The sequence below is a fragment of the uncultured Pseudomonas sp. genome (assembly GCF_913777995.1).
GTDB lineage: Bacteria > Pseudomonadota > Gammaproteobacteria > Pseudomonadales > Pseudomonadaceae > Aquipseudomonas.
The window spans coordinates 50,126-63,254 of sequence record NZ_CAJYVE010000026.1 but is presented as its reverse complement, the minus strand read 5'-3'; the positions used below and the strand labels follow the sequence as shown (position 1 = coordinate 63,254).

Annotated in this window: 12 protein-coding genes; 7 read left to right on the top strand and 5 right to left on the bottom strand. The window is 65.5% G+C overall.

The features are described from left to right. The first annotated feature begins 2 nt into the window (after positions 1 to 2). From cobN to QZ497_RS11790, 3 genes are read left to right on the top strand one after another with little or no spacing between them, the layout of a single operon-like run. The gene (gene cobN, locus QZ497_RS11800; RefSeq protein ID WP_295474785.1) at positions 3 to 3,767 is read left to right on the top strand and encodes a cobaltochelatase subunit CobN; all 3,765 of its coding nucleotides are present in this window, start codon (positions 3 to 5) and stop codon (positions 3,765 to 3,767) included. Positions 3,768 to 3,770: 3 nt separating this feature from the next. Next, the gene (locus QZ497_RS11795; protein ID WP_295474782.1) at positions 3,771 to 4,811 is read left to right on the top strand and encodes an AAA family ATPase; all 1,041 of its coding nucleotides are present in this window, start codon (positions 3,771 to 3,773) and stop codon (positions 4,809 to 4,811) included. A gap of 53 nt (positions 4,812 to 4,864) precedes the next feature. Continuing rightward, positions 4,865 to 5,482: a VWA domain-containing protein gene (locus QZ497_RS11790; RefSeq protein WP_295474833.1), complete on the top strand. Its 618-nt coding sequence runs from the start codon at positions 4,865 to 4,867 to the stop codon at positions 5,480 to 5,482. A gap of 270 nt (positions 5,483 to 5,752) precedes the next feature. On the opposite strand, the gene QZ497_RS11785 is transcribed toward QZ497_RS11790, so the two are convergent. Further along, positions 5,753 to 6,931 carry an AAA family ATPase gene (locus QZ497_RS11785; protein WP_295474779.1) on the bottom strand — a complete coding sequence of 393 codons (1,179 nt, stop codon included), beginning with the start codon at positions 6,929 to 6,931 and terminating at the stop codon, positions 5,753 to 5,755. A gap of 208 nt (positions 6,932 to 7,139) precedes the next feature. Further along, positions 7,140 to 7,406, bottom strand: a complete 267-nt coding sequence (locus tag QZ497_RS11780) for a hypothetical protein (protein ID WP_295474776.1) — start codon at positions 7,404 to 7,406, stop codon at positions 7,140 to 7,142. A gap of 387 nt (positions 7,407 to 7,793) precedes the next feature. On the opposite strand from QZ497_RS11780, the gene QZ497_RS11775 reads away from it, so the two are divergent. Next, positions 7,794 to 9,119 (top strand): sigma-54 dependent transcriptional regulator, encoded by a 1,326-nt coding sequence (locus QZ497_RS11775; RefSeq protein WP_295474773.1) that lies wholly within the window; start codon positions 7,794 to 7,796, stop codon positions 9,117 to 9,119. On the opposite strand, the gene QZ497_RS11770 is transcribed toward QZ497_RS11775, so the two are convergent. Together QZ497_RS11770 and pnuC are read right to left on the bottom strand one after the other, a co-directional pair. Beyond that, positions 9,107 to 9,655 (bottom strand): AAA family ATPase, encoded by a 549-nt coding sequence (locus tag QZ497_RS11770; protein WP_295474771.1) that lies wholly within the window; start codon positions 9,653 to 9,655, stop codon positions 9,107 to 9,109. The genes QZ497_RS11775 and QZ497_RS11770 overlap by 13 nt on opposite strands. Beyond that, positions 9,652 to 10,215: a nicotinamide riboside transporter PnuC gene (pnuC, locus tag QZ497_RS11765; protein ID WP_295474768.1), complete on the bottom strand. Its 564-nt coding sequence runs from the start codon at positions 10,213 to 10,215 to the stop codon at positions 9,652 to 9,654. The genes QZ497_RS11770 and pnuC overlap by 4 nt, the downstream gene beginning before the upstream one ends. A 248-nt stretch (positions 10,216 to 10,463) precedes the next feature. Between pnuC and QZ497_RS11760 the strand changes: the two genes are divergently transcribed. Next, a complete protein-coding gene (locus QZ497_RS11760; RefSeq protein WP_295474765.1) occupies positions 10,464 to 11,294 on the top strand; it encodes an undecaprenyl-diphosphate phosphatase in 831 nt (276 codons plus the stop codon). A 38-nt stretch (positions 11,295 to 11,332) separates the two neighbouring features. Next, positions 11,333 to 11,713: a DUF1294 domain-containing protein gene (locus QZ497_RS11755; protein WP_295474762.1), complete on the top strand. Its 381-nt coding sequence runs from the start codon at positions 11,333 to 11,335 to the stop codon at positions 11,711 to 11,713. A gap of 131 nt (positions 11,714 to 11,844) precedes the next feature. Here QZ497_RS11755 and QZ497_RS11750 read toward each other — a convergent pair whose 3' ends face one another. Next, entirely contained in the window at positions 11,845 to 12,189 is a 345-nt protein-coding gene (locus QZ497_RS11750) for an MmcQ/YjbR family DNA-binding protein (protein ID WP_295474759.1), read from the bottom strand. Between the two features lie 115 nt (positions 12,190 to 12,304). Here QZ497_RS11750 and pcaD point away from each other — a divergent pair, with 115 nt between their 5' ends. Next, entirely contained in the window at positions 12,305 to 13,096 is a 792-nt protein-coding gene (pcaD, locus tag QZ497_RS11745) for a 3-oxoadipate enol-lactonase (RefSeq protein ID WP_295474756.1), read from the top strand. Positions 13,097 to 13,129: the final 33 nt, after the last annotated feature.

Sequence of the window (13,129 nt, the reverse complement as noted above, 5' to 3'; positions counted from 1 at the left end):
CGATGCACCTGTTGAGGACCCAGCCCGGCGGTTTCGTGCCGGACGACAGCATCGCCGACCTCGGGCAGAGCCCCGCCGAGCTGGTGGTTCTCTGCAGTGGCGACTCCAGCCTGGCGCTGCTGGCCGAAGCCGCCCAGCGCCTGCCGGATGACTACCCCAGCCTGCGTCTGGCCAACCCGATGCAGGTGCAGAACCACGCCTCGGTGGACTTGTATGTCGAAGAGGTGTTGCAGCATGCGCGGCTGATCCTGCTGTCCCTGCACGGCGGCATTGGCTACTGGCGCTATGGCGTGCAGCGCCTGATGGAGCTGGCCGAGCGTGGCGTGCAGGTGATCCTGGTGCCCGGCGACGACCGCCCGGACCCGGAGCTGTCCGAGCTGAGCAGCGTACCGGCCGCCGAGCGTGACCGGCTGTGGCAGTTCCTGCGCCAGGGCGGCCTGGATAACGCGCTGAATCTGTTCAACTGCATCGCCAGTCGCTGGCTGGGCGTCGAGTACCCTTGGGACGAACCCTGCGCCTTGCCGCGTACGGCGATCTACCACCCCCGGCACGGCACCGCCACCCTGGCCGACTGGCAAGCCGACTGGAGCACTGACGCACCGGTCGCCGGCCTGCTGTTCTACCGCTCGCACCTGCAGGCGGCCAATACCGCGTTCATCGATGTGTTCTGCCAGCGCCTGCAGGCCCAGGGCCTCAATCCACTGCCCATTGCGGTGGCCAGCCTCAAGGAGCCCGGCTGTATGCAGGTGGTGGAAGACCTCTTCGACACAGCGGGGGTGGCGCTGATACTCAACACCACCGGTTTCGCCCAGTCGACGCCGGAGGCGCCGCACCTGCGGCCGTTCCGTCGCGATGTACCGGTCATCCAGGCGATCTGCGCCCAGGACAACGAGCCGGGCTGGCAGGCCAGCGACCTGGGCCTGGGCGCCCGCGACCTGGCCATGCACATTGCCCTGCCGGAACTGGACGGGCGCATCATCAGCCGGCCGATCAGCTTCAAGGACCTGGCCTGGCGCAGCGAGCGCAGCCAGTCCGACGTGGTCTGCTACCGCGCCCAGCCCGAGCGCATGGACTTCGTCGCCCAGCTGGCGCGGCGCTGGATAGAACTGGCGCGGCGCGCCAACCCGGACAAACGCGTGGCGTTGATTCTCGCCAACTACCCGACCCGCGATGGGCGCATCGGCAACGGCGTGGGGCTCGATACCCCGGGTGCCGCCCTGAACATCCTGCGTGCCCTGCAGGCTCAGGGTTACCCGGTAGAGGACCTGCCGGACAGCGGCAGCGCGCTGATCCAGCGCTTGCTGGGCGGCGTCACCAATGATCTCGACAGCCTCGACCTGCGGCCCTGCCAACAGAGCCTGGCCCTGGAGGACTACCGACAGGCCTTCGCGGCGCTGCCCGCGGCCAGCCGTGACGCGGTGTTGCAACGCTGGGGCGCGCCCGAGGCGGACCCGATGTTCCGCAGTGGGCGCATGATGGTCGCCGGCATCCGCCTGGGCCTGACCTTCGTCGGCATCCAGCCGGCGCGCGGTTACCAGGTCGACCCCAGTGCGGTGTATCACGACCCGGACCTGGTGCCGCCGCACGGCTACCTGGCGTTCTACTTCTGGCTGCGCCAGGTGTACGGCGCCCACGCGCTGTTGCATGTGGGCAAGCATGGCAATCTGGAATGGCTGCCGGGCAAGGGCGTGGGCCTGTCGGCCAGTTGCTGGCCGGACGCGATTCTCGGGCCGCTGCCGAACATCTATCCGTTCATCGTCAACGACCCGGGCGAGGGCGCCCAGGCCAAGCGGCGTACCCAGGCGGTGATCATCGACCACCTGATGCCACCGCTGACCCGTGCCGAAACCTACGGCCCGCTGCGCGACCTGGAGCTGCTGGCCGACGAATACTACGAGGCGCAACTGCTCGACCCGCGCCGTGCCCAGGAACTGCAACGGCAGATTCTCCAGCGTGTGCGCGAAACCCATCTGGACCAGGAGCTGGGCCTGGACGCCGCAACCAATGCCGAGCAGGACGCCGCTACCTGGCTGCCGCGTCTGGACACCTACCTCTGCGACCTCAAGGAGTCGCAGATTCGCGATGGCCTGCATGTGTTCGGCGAGTCACCGGCCGGGCGCCTGCGCATCGACACCTTGCTGGCGCTGCTGCGCATTCCTCGTGGCGACGGGCGTGGTGCGCATTCCAGCCTGCTGCGCGCCCTGGCCAAGGCTTTCGCGCTGGGGTTCGACCCGCTGGACTGCGCCTTGGGAGAGCCCTGTGGCGAACAGCGCCCGGCGGCGCTGCAGGCGGTCAGCGATGCGCCGTGGCGGACGCTGGGCGACAGCCGCGAGCGTCTGGAGCTGTATGCCGCACAGCTGATCGAGCGGGTGCTGGCGGGTGAGTCGCTGCACGCGCTGCCGGTTCATGACGATCTGCAGGCGATTCTCGAACACTTGCGCCAGCGGGTCGCGCCATGCCTGGACGCCTGCGGGCCGGCGGAAATGCAAGGCCTGCTCGACGCCCTGGCCGGTCGCTTCGTGCCAGCCGGTCCCAGTGGTGCGCCAAGCCGTGGCCGGCTTGACGTGCTGCCCACCGGGCGCAACTTCTTCAGCGTCGATGTGCGCAACCTGCCGACCCCCACGGCCTGGCGCATCGGTTTCCAGTCGGCCAGCCTGCTACTGGAGCGTCACCTGCAGGACCATGGCGATCACCTGCGCCAGTTGGGCCTGTCGGTGTGGGGCACCGCGACCATGCGCACCGGCGGCGACGACATCGCCCAGGCCATGGCGCTGATGGGGGTGCGCCCCGTATGGGCCACCGGCAGCCAGCGCGTCGACGACTTCGAGATTCTGCCGTTGAGCCTGCTCGACCGTCCGCGCGTGGATGTGACCCTGCGCGTCTCGGGCTTCTTCCGCGATGCCTTCGCCAGCCTCATCAAGTTGTTCGACGCCGCCGTGCAGGCGGTCGCCGGGCTGGACGAGCCGGATGACCTCAACCCGCTGGCAGCCCGGGTGCGTGAAGAGCGCCAGGCACTGCAAGCCAGCGGCGTGAGCGAAGAACAGGCGCGGCGCCAGGCCGGGTGGAGGGTCTTCGGTGCCAAGCCGGGGGCCTATGGCGCCGGCGTGCAAGGCGCGGTCGACGGGCGCCTGTGGCACAGCCGCGAGGACCTTGCCGAGGTCTACCTCAACTGGGGCGGCTACGCCTATGGCGGCAGCGATGAAGGCACGCCGGCACGCCAGGAATTCGCGCAGCGGCTGTCCAGGGTGCAGGCGGTGCTGCAGAACCAGGACAACCGCGAACATGACCTGCTCGATTCCAACGACTACTACCAGTTTCAGGGTGGCATGCTGGCAGCGGCCGATACCCTGGCAGGCCGCCAGACGGCCAGTTACCACGGCGACCACAGCCAGCCTGACCTGCCGAAGATCCGCACCCTGAAGGAAGAACTCAACCGCGTGGTGCGATCGCGGGCGGCCAACCCCAAGTGGATCGAGGGCGTGAAACGCCACGGTTACAAAGGCGCCTTCGAGATGGCGGCGACCGTGGATTTCCTGTTCGGTTTCGACGCCACCACCGAATTGATCGACGACCATCAGTACGCCTTGCTGGCCGACGCCTACCTGCTGGATGACGCCACCCGTGAATTCATTCGCCAGCACAACCCCGATGCCTTGCGTGACATGACCGAGCGCCTGCTCGAAGCCCAGCAGCGCGGGTTGTGGCAGGCACCGGGCGACTACCGCGAGGCGCTGGAAAACCTGCTGCTGGACATAGAAGAGAACTGAGACGTGCCTAATACCACCCCTAGTTTTGCCGCCGACGCACAGCCGCATTTTCCGCTGGCCGCGGTGGTGGGCGCCGAGCCGCTGAAGCTGGCGCTGTGCCTGAATGCCATCGACCCCCGAATTGGCGGGGTGCTGATCGAGGGGCCGCGGGGCATGGCCAAGTCGACCCTGGCCCGTGGCCTGGCGGACCTGCTCGCCGACGGCCCGTTCGTGACTCTGCCGCTCGGCGCCAGTGAGGAACGCCTGGTGGGCACGCTGGACCTTGATGCGGCGCTGGGCGAGGGCAGGGCGCGGTTCTCGCCAGGGGTGCTGGCCAAGGCCGATGGCGGGGTGCTGTATGTCGATGAGGTCAATCTGCTGGCCGACCATCTGGTCGACCTGTTGCTGGACGTCGCCGCCAGCGGCACCAACCTGGTCGAGCGCGACGGCATTTCCCATCGGCACCCGGCACGCTTCATCCTGATTGGCACCATGAACCCGGAGGAGGGCGAACTGCGGCCGCAGTTGCTCGACCGCTTTGGCCTGAATGTCGCGCTGGACGGGCAGCCCGAACCCGCCGAGCGTGGCCTGATCATTCGCCGCCGCCTGCAATTCGACGCCGATCCTGCGGGTTTCTGCGCGCAGTGGCGCGAGGCGCAGCAAGCCCTGCAACAGCGCTGCGAGCAGGCCCGCCAGCGTCTGGTGCGCATCGAGCTGGACGAGCACAGCCTGGAGCGAATCAACCAGCGCTGCTTCGCAGCGGGTGTCGATGGCCTGCGCGCCGATCTGGTCTGGCTGCGCGCGGCGCGCGCGCATGCTGCCTGGCGCGGCGCCGAGGCGATCAGCGAGGAAGATATCGACGCGGTGGCCGAGTTCGCCTTGCGTCATCGTCGCCGTAATACCACCCCTAATCAGAACGCAGAAAATTCCCCACCTCCCGCACCAGACGCAGGTAATCAAGGCGCAGGGCAGGATTCAGGCCAGGGCAACTGGGGTGAGCTGCCGGCGCAGCCGGTGCCAGGCGCTGCGCGTCGGCAGGTGCCGACCTGGCCAAAAAAGCCCTAGGCATCCGCTCCCGTTCGGCCAGGGCAGCGGATGCCAACCCCAGGTCTGGCAAGCTGGCCGGCGGCCGCTTGGGGGCGGCGCGGGCCGGCCGCGATGGGCCGGTCGCCTGGGTGCCCACCTTATTGCGCGGGCGACCGCGGCGGGCGATCGATCTGGTGCGCCAGCCACGCAGTCAGCGCCCCAGGGAAGTGTGGTTGGTGATTGTCGACGCCTCAGCCTCGACCCGACGCAACCAGGGGCTTAGCCTGGCCAAAGGCGTGCTTGCGCAGGCCTTCGATGATGCCTATCGGCGTCGCGCGCGACTGGCGCTGCTCACCGCCAGCGGCCAGGAACCGCGTTGGCAGTACCAGGGACTCAAGGCATCACGGGCCCTGCAAGGTTGGCTGGCGCAATTGGGGGCCGGTGGCGGCACTCCGCTGGAGGCGGCGTTACAGCTGGCGGCGCAATGGCTGGAACAGCGCCGACGGCGTCACCCTTCGGAACAGCAGCGCCTGCTGCTGCTCACCGACGGGCGTCTGGCGCGCCTGCCGGCGTTGCCTGCATTGAACTGCGCTGGCGTGCTGGTCGACCTGGAAAACGGCCCGATCCGCCTGGGCCGCGCCAGAGCGCTGGCTGAGGGGCTGGCGCTCGACTATTGCCATGTGCAGGCACTGCCAACGTTGCCAGCTTGAGAGCGGTGGGCGTTCAGCCTGCAGGCGAAACTGATTGTTAGAGCGAGAGAGCGGCGTCAGCCGCAAAGCGATCGCATGTTCACAAAAGATGCAGTGAGTTTCCTGGCGCTTTCGCGGCTAAAGCCAATACTGGTCAATTAGGCCGGGTAGGAGCGGCTTCAGCCGCGAAGCGACCGCCTGCTCACAGCAGATGCAGTGATTTTCCTGGCGCTTTTGCGGCTAAAGCCGCTCCCACCGTGCCACATGCCGCTTAAGCGAACAGTATTGGACCTAGTCCGGCCAGCGCCAGGCAGGTCCGTCCAACAGACCCTGTTGGCCTTGCACGCGGGTCTGGCCCAGTTGCTTTTCCAGAATCAGGCTGACGCATTCGGGACTGCGTTCAAGGGCTGCCACCAGACGGCTGGAATGCGATACCACCCACACCTGGCCATGACGGGCAGCCTGGATAATCAGCCGTGCCAGTGCCGGCAGCAGATCGGGGTGCAGGCTGCTTTCCGGCTCGTTGAGCACCATCAGCGTCGGTGGGCGAGGGGTGAGCAGGGCGGCGACCAGCAGCAGATAACGCAAGGTGCCGTCCGACAGTTCGCTGACCGCCAGCGGCCGGAGCATGCCCGGTTGCTGCAGGGCCAGGAGAAAAAGCCCGTCGCGCACGCTGATCTGCATGCGCGAGCCGGGAAAGGCATCGTCGATCGCTGCGTCCAGGGCGGCGGGGTCGCCAATTTCACGGATGGTCTGCAGCGCGGCCGCCAGGTCCCGGCCGCTGTGGTGCAAGACTGGCGTGCGGGTGCCGACCTGTGGCTGGCGCGCCGGGGCGGCTGCGTCGGTTCGGAAGTGATCATAGAAGCGCCAGTTGCGCAGGTTGTTGCGCAGGGTCTGGATTTCCGGGCAATCGATAGCTCCACCGGTATCGAACAGGCTGTAGAAGTCTGGCAGTTGGGTGGTCAGGGTGCGCCATTGCCTGGCGTCACGCATGCGCACGGCGGCGCCTTTGCGCTCTACCAGCACCGAGGCTGGCCGATACACCGGTCCCGCCCAGATCATCTCGCGCTTGATCTGCGGGTCGCGGCTGAACAGCGAGGGGCGGTCGAAGGCTTCGCCAGAATTTGACTCTGGCAGTCCGAGGCTCAGTGCATAGCTGAAGTCTTCGCCAGCGAACCCCAGGCGCATGCGCTGCGGGCGGCTGCGTTGCAGACCCTGCACCGGGGCTTCACCCTGCAGGATGGCGCGGGAGAATTTCTCCGGGCCGGCCCAGAAACACGAATCCAGTCCACCTTCCTGAGCGATGCTTTGCACCACGCCGTCGTGCGCGGTATCCGCTAACAGGCGCAGGGCCCGGTACAGGTTCGACTTGCCGCTGCCATTGGCGCCGGTGACCACTGTCAGGCGTCCCAGGGCCAGCTCCAGGCTGTGCAGTGAGCGGTAGTTTTCGATGGCAAGCGTGTGCAGCACGGGGTCTGGCTCCCTTGGCGACCAAAGACCGCCCCGACAATGGAGCGGCTTATGGCAAAGAGCGCAGGGTAAGGCAGGGGAATGAAAACCTGCAAAGATATTGTTTCAGAAAGTTGCTAATGGGCACTTTCAAGCCCACGAAAGTGACATCACGTTAATAACGAAATGCCACTTTGCATCAGTAGAGAAAGAGTCTCTTAGTTGGGCCTCAGGCGGGCATGGTCCAAGGCTGAAGTGTGTAACCCTCGCGGCTTAGTTCCTCGCGCGCTTCGCGCAAGGCACGAGCCAAACGCACAGGGTCGGAGTAAGTTCCGCGTGGAAGTTGCCGGCGGCCGATACGTGCGCTGAAGCGGTCGAACACGCTGAGGCTCACTTCGCCGTTGCCATCCTGTGGGGCCCACGCCACGCACTTGAAGGGATGGAAGGCCTGGTCAGCAATCAGCAGTGCATCGTTGAAGCGCAGTGGGGCATTCATGGTCAATTCCTCAAAATAGCCCAATCAGTCCAGTGCAGACTCGTCGGCGGGCTCACCGTCCGGCTGCTTATTGGTGTTGAAGCTCGCGCCGCGACGCAAGTCACACATTGAACGAATTATTTTCAGGCTTTTTACATTTATCGCCGATGTCGTAAATCCACGATCTTTTTAATTCGTGTCGTGTGACTCCTTTATTGACCTCTTGTTCAATATCGACCCCACCGTTCGTCGAGCCTGGCCGGTAAATAAGCTTCGGTTATGAGCCTTAGATGCAAACGATACAAGGCTGTGTCAATTTTTTGCTAACGTAACATCCAGTGGACTCAACACACTGTTTATAAAGCCTTTTCGTCAATTTCATCGACGCCGTGCGCCAAGGAACCTCTCATGACCGAACCGGCCCCATCGCGACGTCTGTTGATCGTGGACCCCTGTGATGATTGCCAGCAATTGATTCCGGTGCTGGAGGCCGCAGGCTGGGCCGTCGACAGCCGCTCGCTGGAGTCGGCGCTCGATCAGGCCTGCGACATCGGCCTGATCCGCCTGTTGCCTTATCACTTCGAGCACCCCGAAGTCGTGCGCGAGCTCATCACCCGAAGCAAGACCCAATGGATTGCCGTGCTGACCCCCGAGGACCTGCGCCGGGAAAAGATCGGCGATTTCGTCTGTGAATGGTTTTTCGACTTTCATACCCTGCCGTTCGACGTGGCGCGCATGCAGGTGACGCTCGGACGCGCTTATGGCATGGCGCGCCTGCGGGCCCAGGGCAGTGTTCAGTCCTCCGTCGGCGAGCACGAAATGCTCGGCGAAAGCCGGCCGATCAGAGAGCTGCGCCGGTTGCTCAGCAAACTGGCGCCTACCGAATCGCCGGTGCTCATTCGTGGCGAGCGCGGCACCGGCAAGGAGCTGGTGGCGCGGACCCTGCACAGCCAGTCGCAGCGCCGTAACCAGCCATTCATTGCCGTGCATTGCGGGGCCATGGCCGAGCACCTGGTACATGCCGAGTTGTTCGGCCACGAAAAGGGCGCCTTCAACGGTGCCCAGGAGCGCAAGATCGGCAAGATCGAGGCGGCTGACGGCGGCACGCTGTTTCTAGACGAAATCGGTGATCTGCCGCTGGAGGCCCAGGGCCAATTACTGCGTGTCCTGCAGGACCGACAGATCGAGCGGATCGGCGGCAGCGAACCGGTCGCCGTGGATGTGCGGGTCATCGCCGCCACCCATGTCGACCTGGAGGCGGCAATTCGCAAGAAGCGCTTTCGCGAAGACCTGTATTACCGGCTCAACGTCCTGCAAGTCGGTACCGCGCCGCTAAGGGAACGGCACGGAGACCTGGCGATGCTGGCCAACCACTTCGCGCACTTCTACAGCCAGGAAACCGGGCGGCGGGCACGTAACTTCAGCCAGGATGCGTTGATCGCCATGGGCAAGCATGACTGGCCCGGCAACGTCCGTGAACTGGCCAATCGGGTCAGGCGCGGGCTGGTGCTGGCCGAGGGGCGGCAGATCGAAGCCGCTGACCTGGGCTTGCTGGGCGAAGAGGAGATGGCCAGCAGCATGGGGACGCTGGACGAATACAAGTCGCGGGCCGAGCGGCAAGCGCTATGCGACGTGCTGACCCGGCACAGCGACAACCTCAGTGTGGCGGCCAAGGTCCTGGGGATTTCCCGGCCGACCTTCTACCGCCTGCTGCACAAGCATCAGATCCGCTGAGGTGCGGCCTGACCAGCGTCAAGCAGCGCCTTCACGCAGCGCAGCGCGGTGTCGCGCCGCTGCGCCCAGTCACCCTCGATGACCTGGAACGCCTGGCGATGCAGCAGCAGCCACTGGCGGCTCGCCTCGAAAAACGCTTGGCGGTCGGCCATTTCGGGCTGGCAGCGCTGACCGTCGTCGCACCACGGCACGCCTTGCGGGCTGAGCAACAGGTGCAGGTCGTAGCGTCGGCTGAGCAGCGCGGGTTCGATCCACGCCGGGCAATCGTGGAACAGGGTACGGCTCCAGAGGATATTGCTCAGCAGATGGGTGTCGAGGATCAGCAGTTCCGGATTACCGCTGCGGGCGCTGTCTTCCCAGGCCAGTTGCCCTTCGGCAATGGGGGTGATGTCGGAAAACCGCGTGTCGCGGCCTTCACGGTCGATGAAATGGCGTACGTATTCACCGACCTGGATGCCGCCGAAGCAGCGCTGTATCTCTTCGGCCAGCCAGCTCTTGCCGCTGGATTCCGGCCCGGCGAGCACCAGCACCTTCATTGCGCAGGTGCCAGGGTGGCGCGCCACTCCCGCCAGCCCTGGATGGCCAGCAGAGTGAACAGCGCATACAGCGCTGCAGTCAGGTACAGGGCCTTGTAGACGAACAGGCCGACGAAAATCACATCGAGAATGATCCACAGGGGCCAGCATTGCAGACGTTTCTGCGCCATCCAGAACTGCGCGACCAGGCTGAAACCGGTCAGCGCGGCGTCCAGCCAGGGTTGTGCGGCATCGGTGAAGTGCGCCATGCCGGCGCCCAGCGCCACACTGAGCACCGCGCCGGCAGCCAGGCCAGTGAACACCGCGCCGGCGTTCAGCGCGGTGACCGCGCGCACTGGCAGGCCGTGCCCGTGGCGGGTCCATTGCAGCCAGCCGTATACCTGCAGCACGGCGTAGACCAGTTGCAGAAGCATGTCGGAGTAGAGCTTCACGTCGAAGAAGATCCAGCTGTAGATCAGCACCATGACCAGACCGATCGGCCAGCACAGTGGGTTCTGGCGGACAGTCAGCCACACCGCGAGCACACCCAGGGCGGCAGCGAACAGTTCGATGGGGGACATGGAGGCTCCTTGGCAGGGATGGGTCTGGGTGGCCGGCGATTGTAAGCGCTTGGCGCGCCTGGGGGGAGTGCGGATTGGCCTTGCTGCCAAGGAAACTCAGACAGCCAGCCGACAGGCGCGCTGCGGCGGCGTCTGCTAGGATTTGCGCGCTTCGCGAGGAGAAGGGCAAGGTTGTACGGCTCCAGCGCAATGTTTACCAATCACAAGACTGACTGGCGCGCTGCAAGGTCGCGCCTCATGGGGGAAAGATGGATGTATGGGCCGCTGTCCAGGCGATGATTCTGGGCATCGTGGAAGGTTTGACCGAATTCATACCGGTCTCGAGCACCGGGCACCAGATCATCGTCGCCGACCTGATCGGCTTCGGTGGTGAGCGAGCCCTGGCGTTCAATATCATCATCCAGCTGGGTGCCATTCTTGCGGTGGTGTGGGAGTTTCGCGCAAAGATCTTCGAGGTGGTGCTGGGCCTGCCCAGCCAGCGGCGTGCACAACGCTTCACCGTCAACCTGCTGCTGGCCTTCCTGCCGGCGGTGGTGCTGGGTGTGCTGTTTTCCGATCTGATCCACCATTACCTGTTCAATCCCATCACCGTCGCCGTCGCCCTGGTGGTCGGTGGCATCATCATGCTCTGGGCCGAACGCCGCGAGCATGTGATCCGTGTCGAGCATGTCGATGAGATGCGCTGGAGCGACGCCTTGAAGGTGGGCTGCGCCCAGTGCCTGGCGATGATTCCCGGCACCTCGCGCTCCGGCTCGACCATCATCGGCGGCCTGTTGTTCGGCCTGTCACGCAAGGCCGCCACCGAGTTCTCGTTCTTCCTGGCCATGCCGACCATGGTCGGTGCAGCGGTGTACTCCGGCTACAAGTACCGCCACCTGTTCCAGCCCGATGACTTCGCCGTGTTCGCCGTCGGCTTTGTGGTGTCGTTCGTGTTCGCCATGATTGCGGTGCGAGGCCTGTTGAAGTTCATCGCCACCCACAGCTATGCGCTGTTCGCCTGGTATCGCATCGCCTTCGGCCTGTTGATCCTTGCCACCTGGCTGTTCGGCTGGGTCGACTGGTCGACGGCTCAGGCTTGAGGGCGCGCACCCGCAGCGTCGCTGCCTCGCGGCCGCCCATGCGTGCGCCGCGCCTCAAGCTGCTGGTGTGGCTGGCCCTGTGCGCCCTGCCGGTGCTGGGGGCGGCCAGCCTGTGGCGCGTGCAGGGCCTGTGGCCGGTGGCCCTGGCCTACCTGTGCATGAGCCTGCTGGCCCTGTGGCTCTACCGGCATGACAAGCGCCAGGCCGGGCAAGGTGGCCAGCGTACCCCGGAGAGGCGGCTGCACCTGGTGGAGGCGCTGGGTGGCTGGCCTGGCGCCTTGCTGGCCCAGCAGCTGTATCGTCACAAGACTCGCAAACTCAGTTACCAGGCACTGTTCTGGCTGATCGTCATCGTGCATCAGGCGGTCTGGGTCGATTGGTTGCTGCTGGACAGACGCTTCTCAGGCCTGCTGCTGTAGAGACCAGCCCGTGGCGCCGGCAGAAGCGCCTTCAGCCACCAGGCCCCTTCATGCTCACAACAGCTGCAGCGAGTTTCCTGGTCCTTGCGCGGCGAGAGCCGCTTCTACCGAGCCAGTAGAATCCCATGCGTTCAAACCAGCAGGCCGACCTGCTGGCGTTTGGGCAGTTTGCTCACCACCAGCTGGTGCGAGCGGGTCAGCAGGTCGCGCAGTTCCTGGTCGCCCATGGCGTCCAGGTGGGTCAGGCTGATCCAGTGCGCCCGGGCCAGGTAAGGTGCCGGGCGTATGCCGGGACGGTCGACATAGCCGAGAAACAGCTCGGCGCCCACCTTGAACGACACGCCGTCTCCGGCCAGGTCCATGGTCGCGAACATCTTGTTGCCCGCCACCGAGAACACCCGCACGCCACCCCATTTGTAATCCTCGCGTGCACCGGGCAGTTGCAGGCAAAAGGCAGCGATGGTTTCGCGTCGCATAGGGCGAATCTCCGGGGCAAAGGTGTTCGATAGTCGCACGGTTAATCGAGCCGCGGATTGTCTCACGCTTTGCCAGACCTTAGTGTGCAGGCTTTCCCCGACACAGGAGCCGCGAATGTCCAGCGTGCCTCTCGCCGATGGCGAACTGAACTACCTGCTCGAAGGCCCGGCCGACAAGCCGGTGCTGGTGCTGTCCAACTCCCTGGGTACCGACCTGCACATGTGGGACGCCCAGATACCGGCCTTTACCGAGCATTTCCGGGTACTGCGCTACGACACCCGTGGCCATGGCCGCTCGCTGGTCAGCGAAGGGCCCTACAGCATCGAGCAGAATGCCCGCGACGTGCTGGCGCTGCTGGATGCCCTGGACATTGCCAAGGCGTCGTTCTGCGGTCTGTCGATGGGTGGCCTGATCGGTCAGTGGTTGGCGATCCATGCGCCGCAGCGTCTGGAGCGCGTGGTGCTGTGCAACACCGCGGCGAAGATCGGTAGCCCCGAGGTGTGGAACCCGCGCATCGAAACCGTGCTGCGCGATGGCCAGGCCGCCATGCTCGCCCTGCGCGATGCATCCATCGCCCGTTGGTTCACTCCGGCCTTTGCCGAACGCGCGCCCGCTCAGGTAGAGCCCATCGTCGGCATGCTTGCGCAGACGTCTCCACAGGGCTACGCGGCCAACTGTGCAGCGGTCCGCGATGCCGATTTTCGCGAGCAGATCGCCTCGATCCAGCTGCCGGTGCTGGTGGTGTGCGGCACCGAAGACGCGGTGACCACCCCCGAGCACGGGCGTTTCATGGTCGAGCGCATCGCCAATGCCCGTCAGGTCGACCTGCATGCCGCGCACCTGTCCAACGTCGAGGCCGGCGCCGCTTTTACCCAGCCGGTACTGGACTTCCTTACCGCCCGCTGACCGTAGCGGGCCTGCCTTTGAAGGCGGGCCCGC

Excerpts from the sequence above, each read along its gene's own strand:
- cobN (WP_295474785.1), top strand. The coding sequence starts at position 3 with ATGCACCTGTTGAGGACCCAGCCCGGCGGTTTCGTGCCGGACGACAGC.
- QZ497_RS11780 (WP_295474776.1), bottom strand. The coding sequence starts at position 7,406 with ATGAATGCCCCACTGCGCTTCAACGATGCACTGCTGATTGCTGACCAG.
- QZ497_RS11775 (WP_295474773.1), top strand. The coding sequence starts at position 7,794 with ATGACCGAACCGGCCCCATCGCGACGTCTGTTGATCGTGGACCCCTGT.
- QZ497_RS11770 (WP_295474771.1), bottom strand. The coding sequence starts at position 9,655 with ATGAAGGTGCTGGTGCTCGCCGGGCCGGAATCCAGCGGCAAGAGCTGG.
- pnuC (WP_295474768.1), bottom strand. The coding sequence starts at position 10,215 with ATGTCCCCCATCGAACTGTTCGCTGCCGCCCTGGGTGTGCTCGCGGTG.
- QZ497_RS11760 (WP_295474765.1), top strand. The coding sequence starts at position 10,464 with ATGGATGTATGGGCCGCTGTCCAGGCGATGATTCTGGGCATCGTGGAA.
- QZ497_RS11755 (WP_295474762.1), top strand. The coding sequence starts at position 11,333 with ATGCGTGCGCCGCGCCTCAAGCTGCTGGTGTGGCTGGCCCTGTGCGCC.
- QZ497_RS11750 (WP_295474759.1), bottom strand. The coding sequence starts at position 12,189 with ATGCGACGCGAAACCATCGCTGCCTTTTGCCTGCAACTGCCCGGTGCA.
- pcaD (WP_295474756.1), top strand. The coding sequence starts at position 12,305 with ATGTCCAGCGTGCCTCTCGCCGATGGCGAACTGAACTACCTGCTCGAA.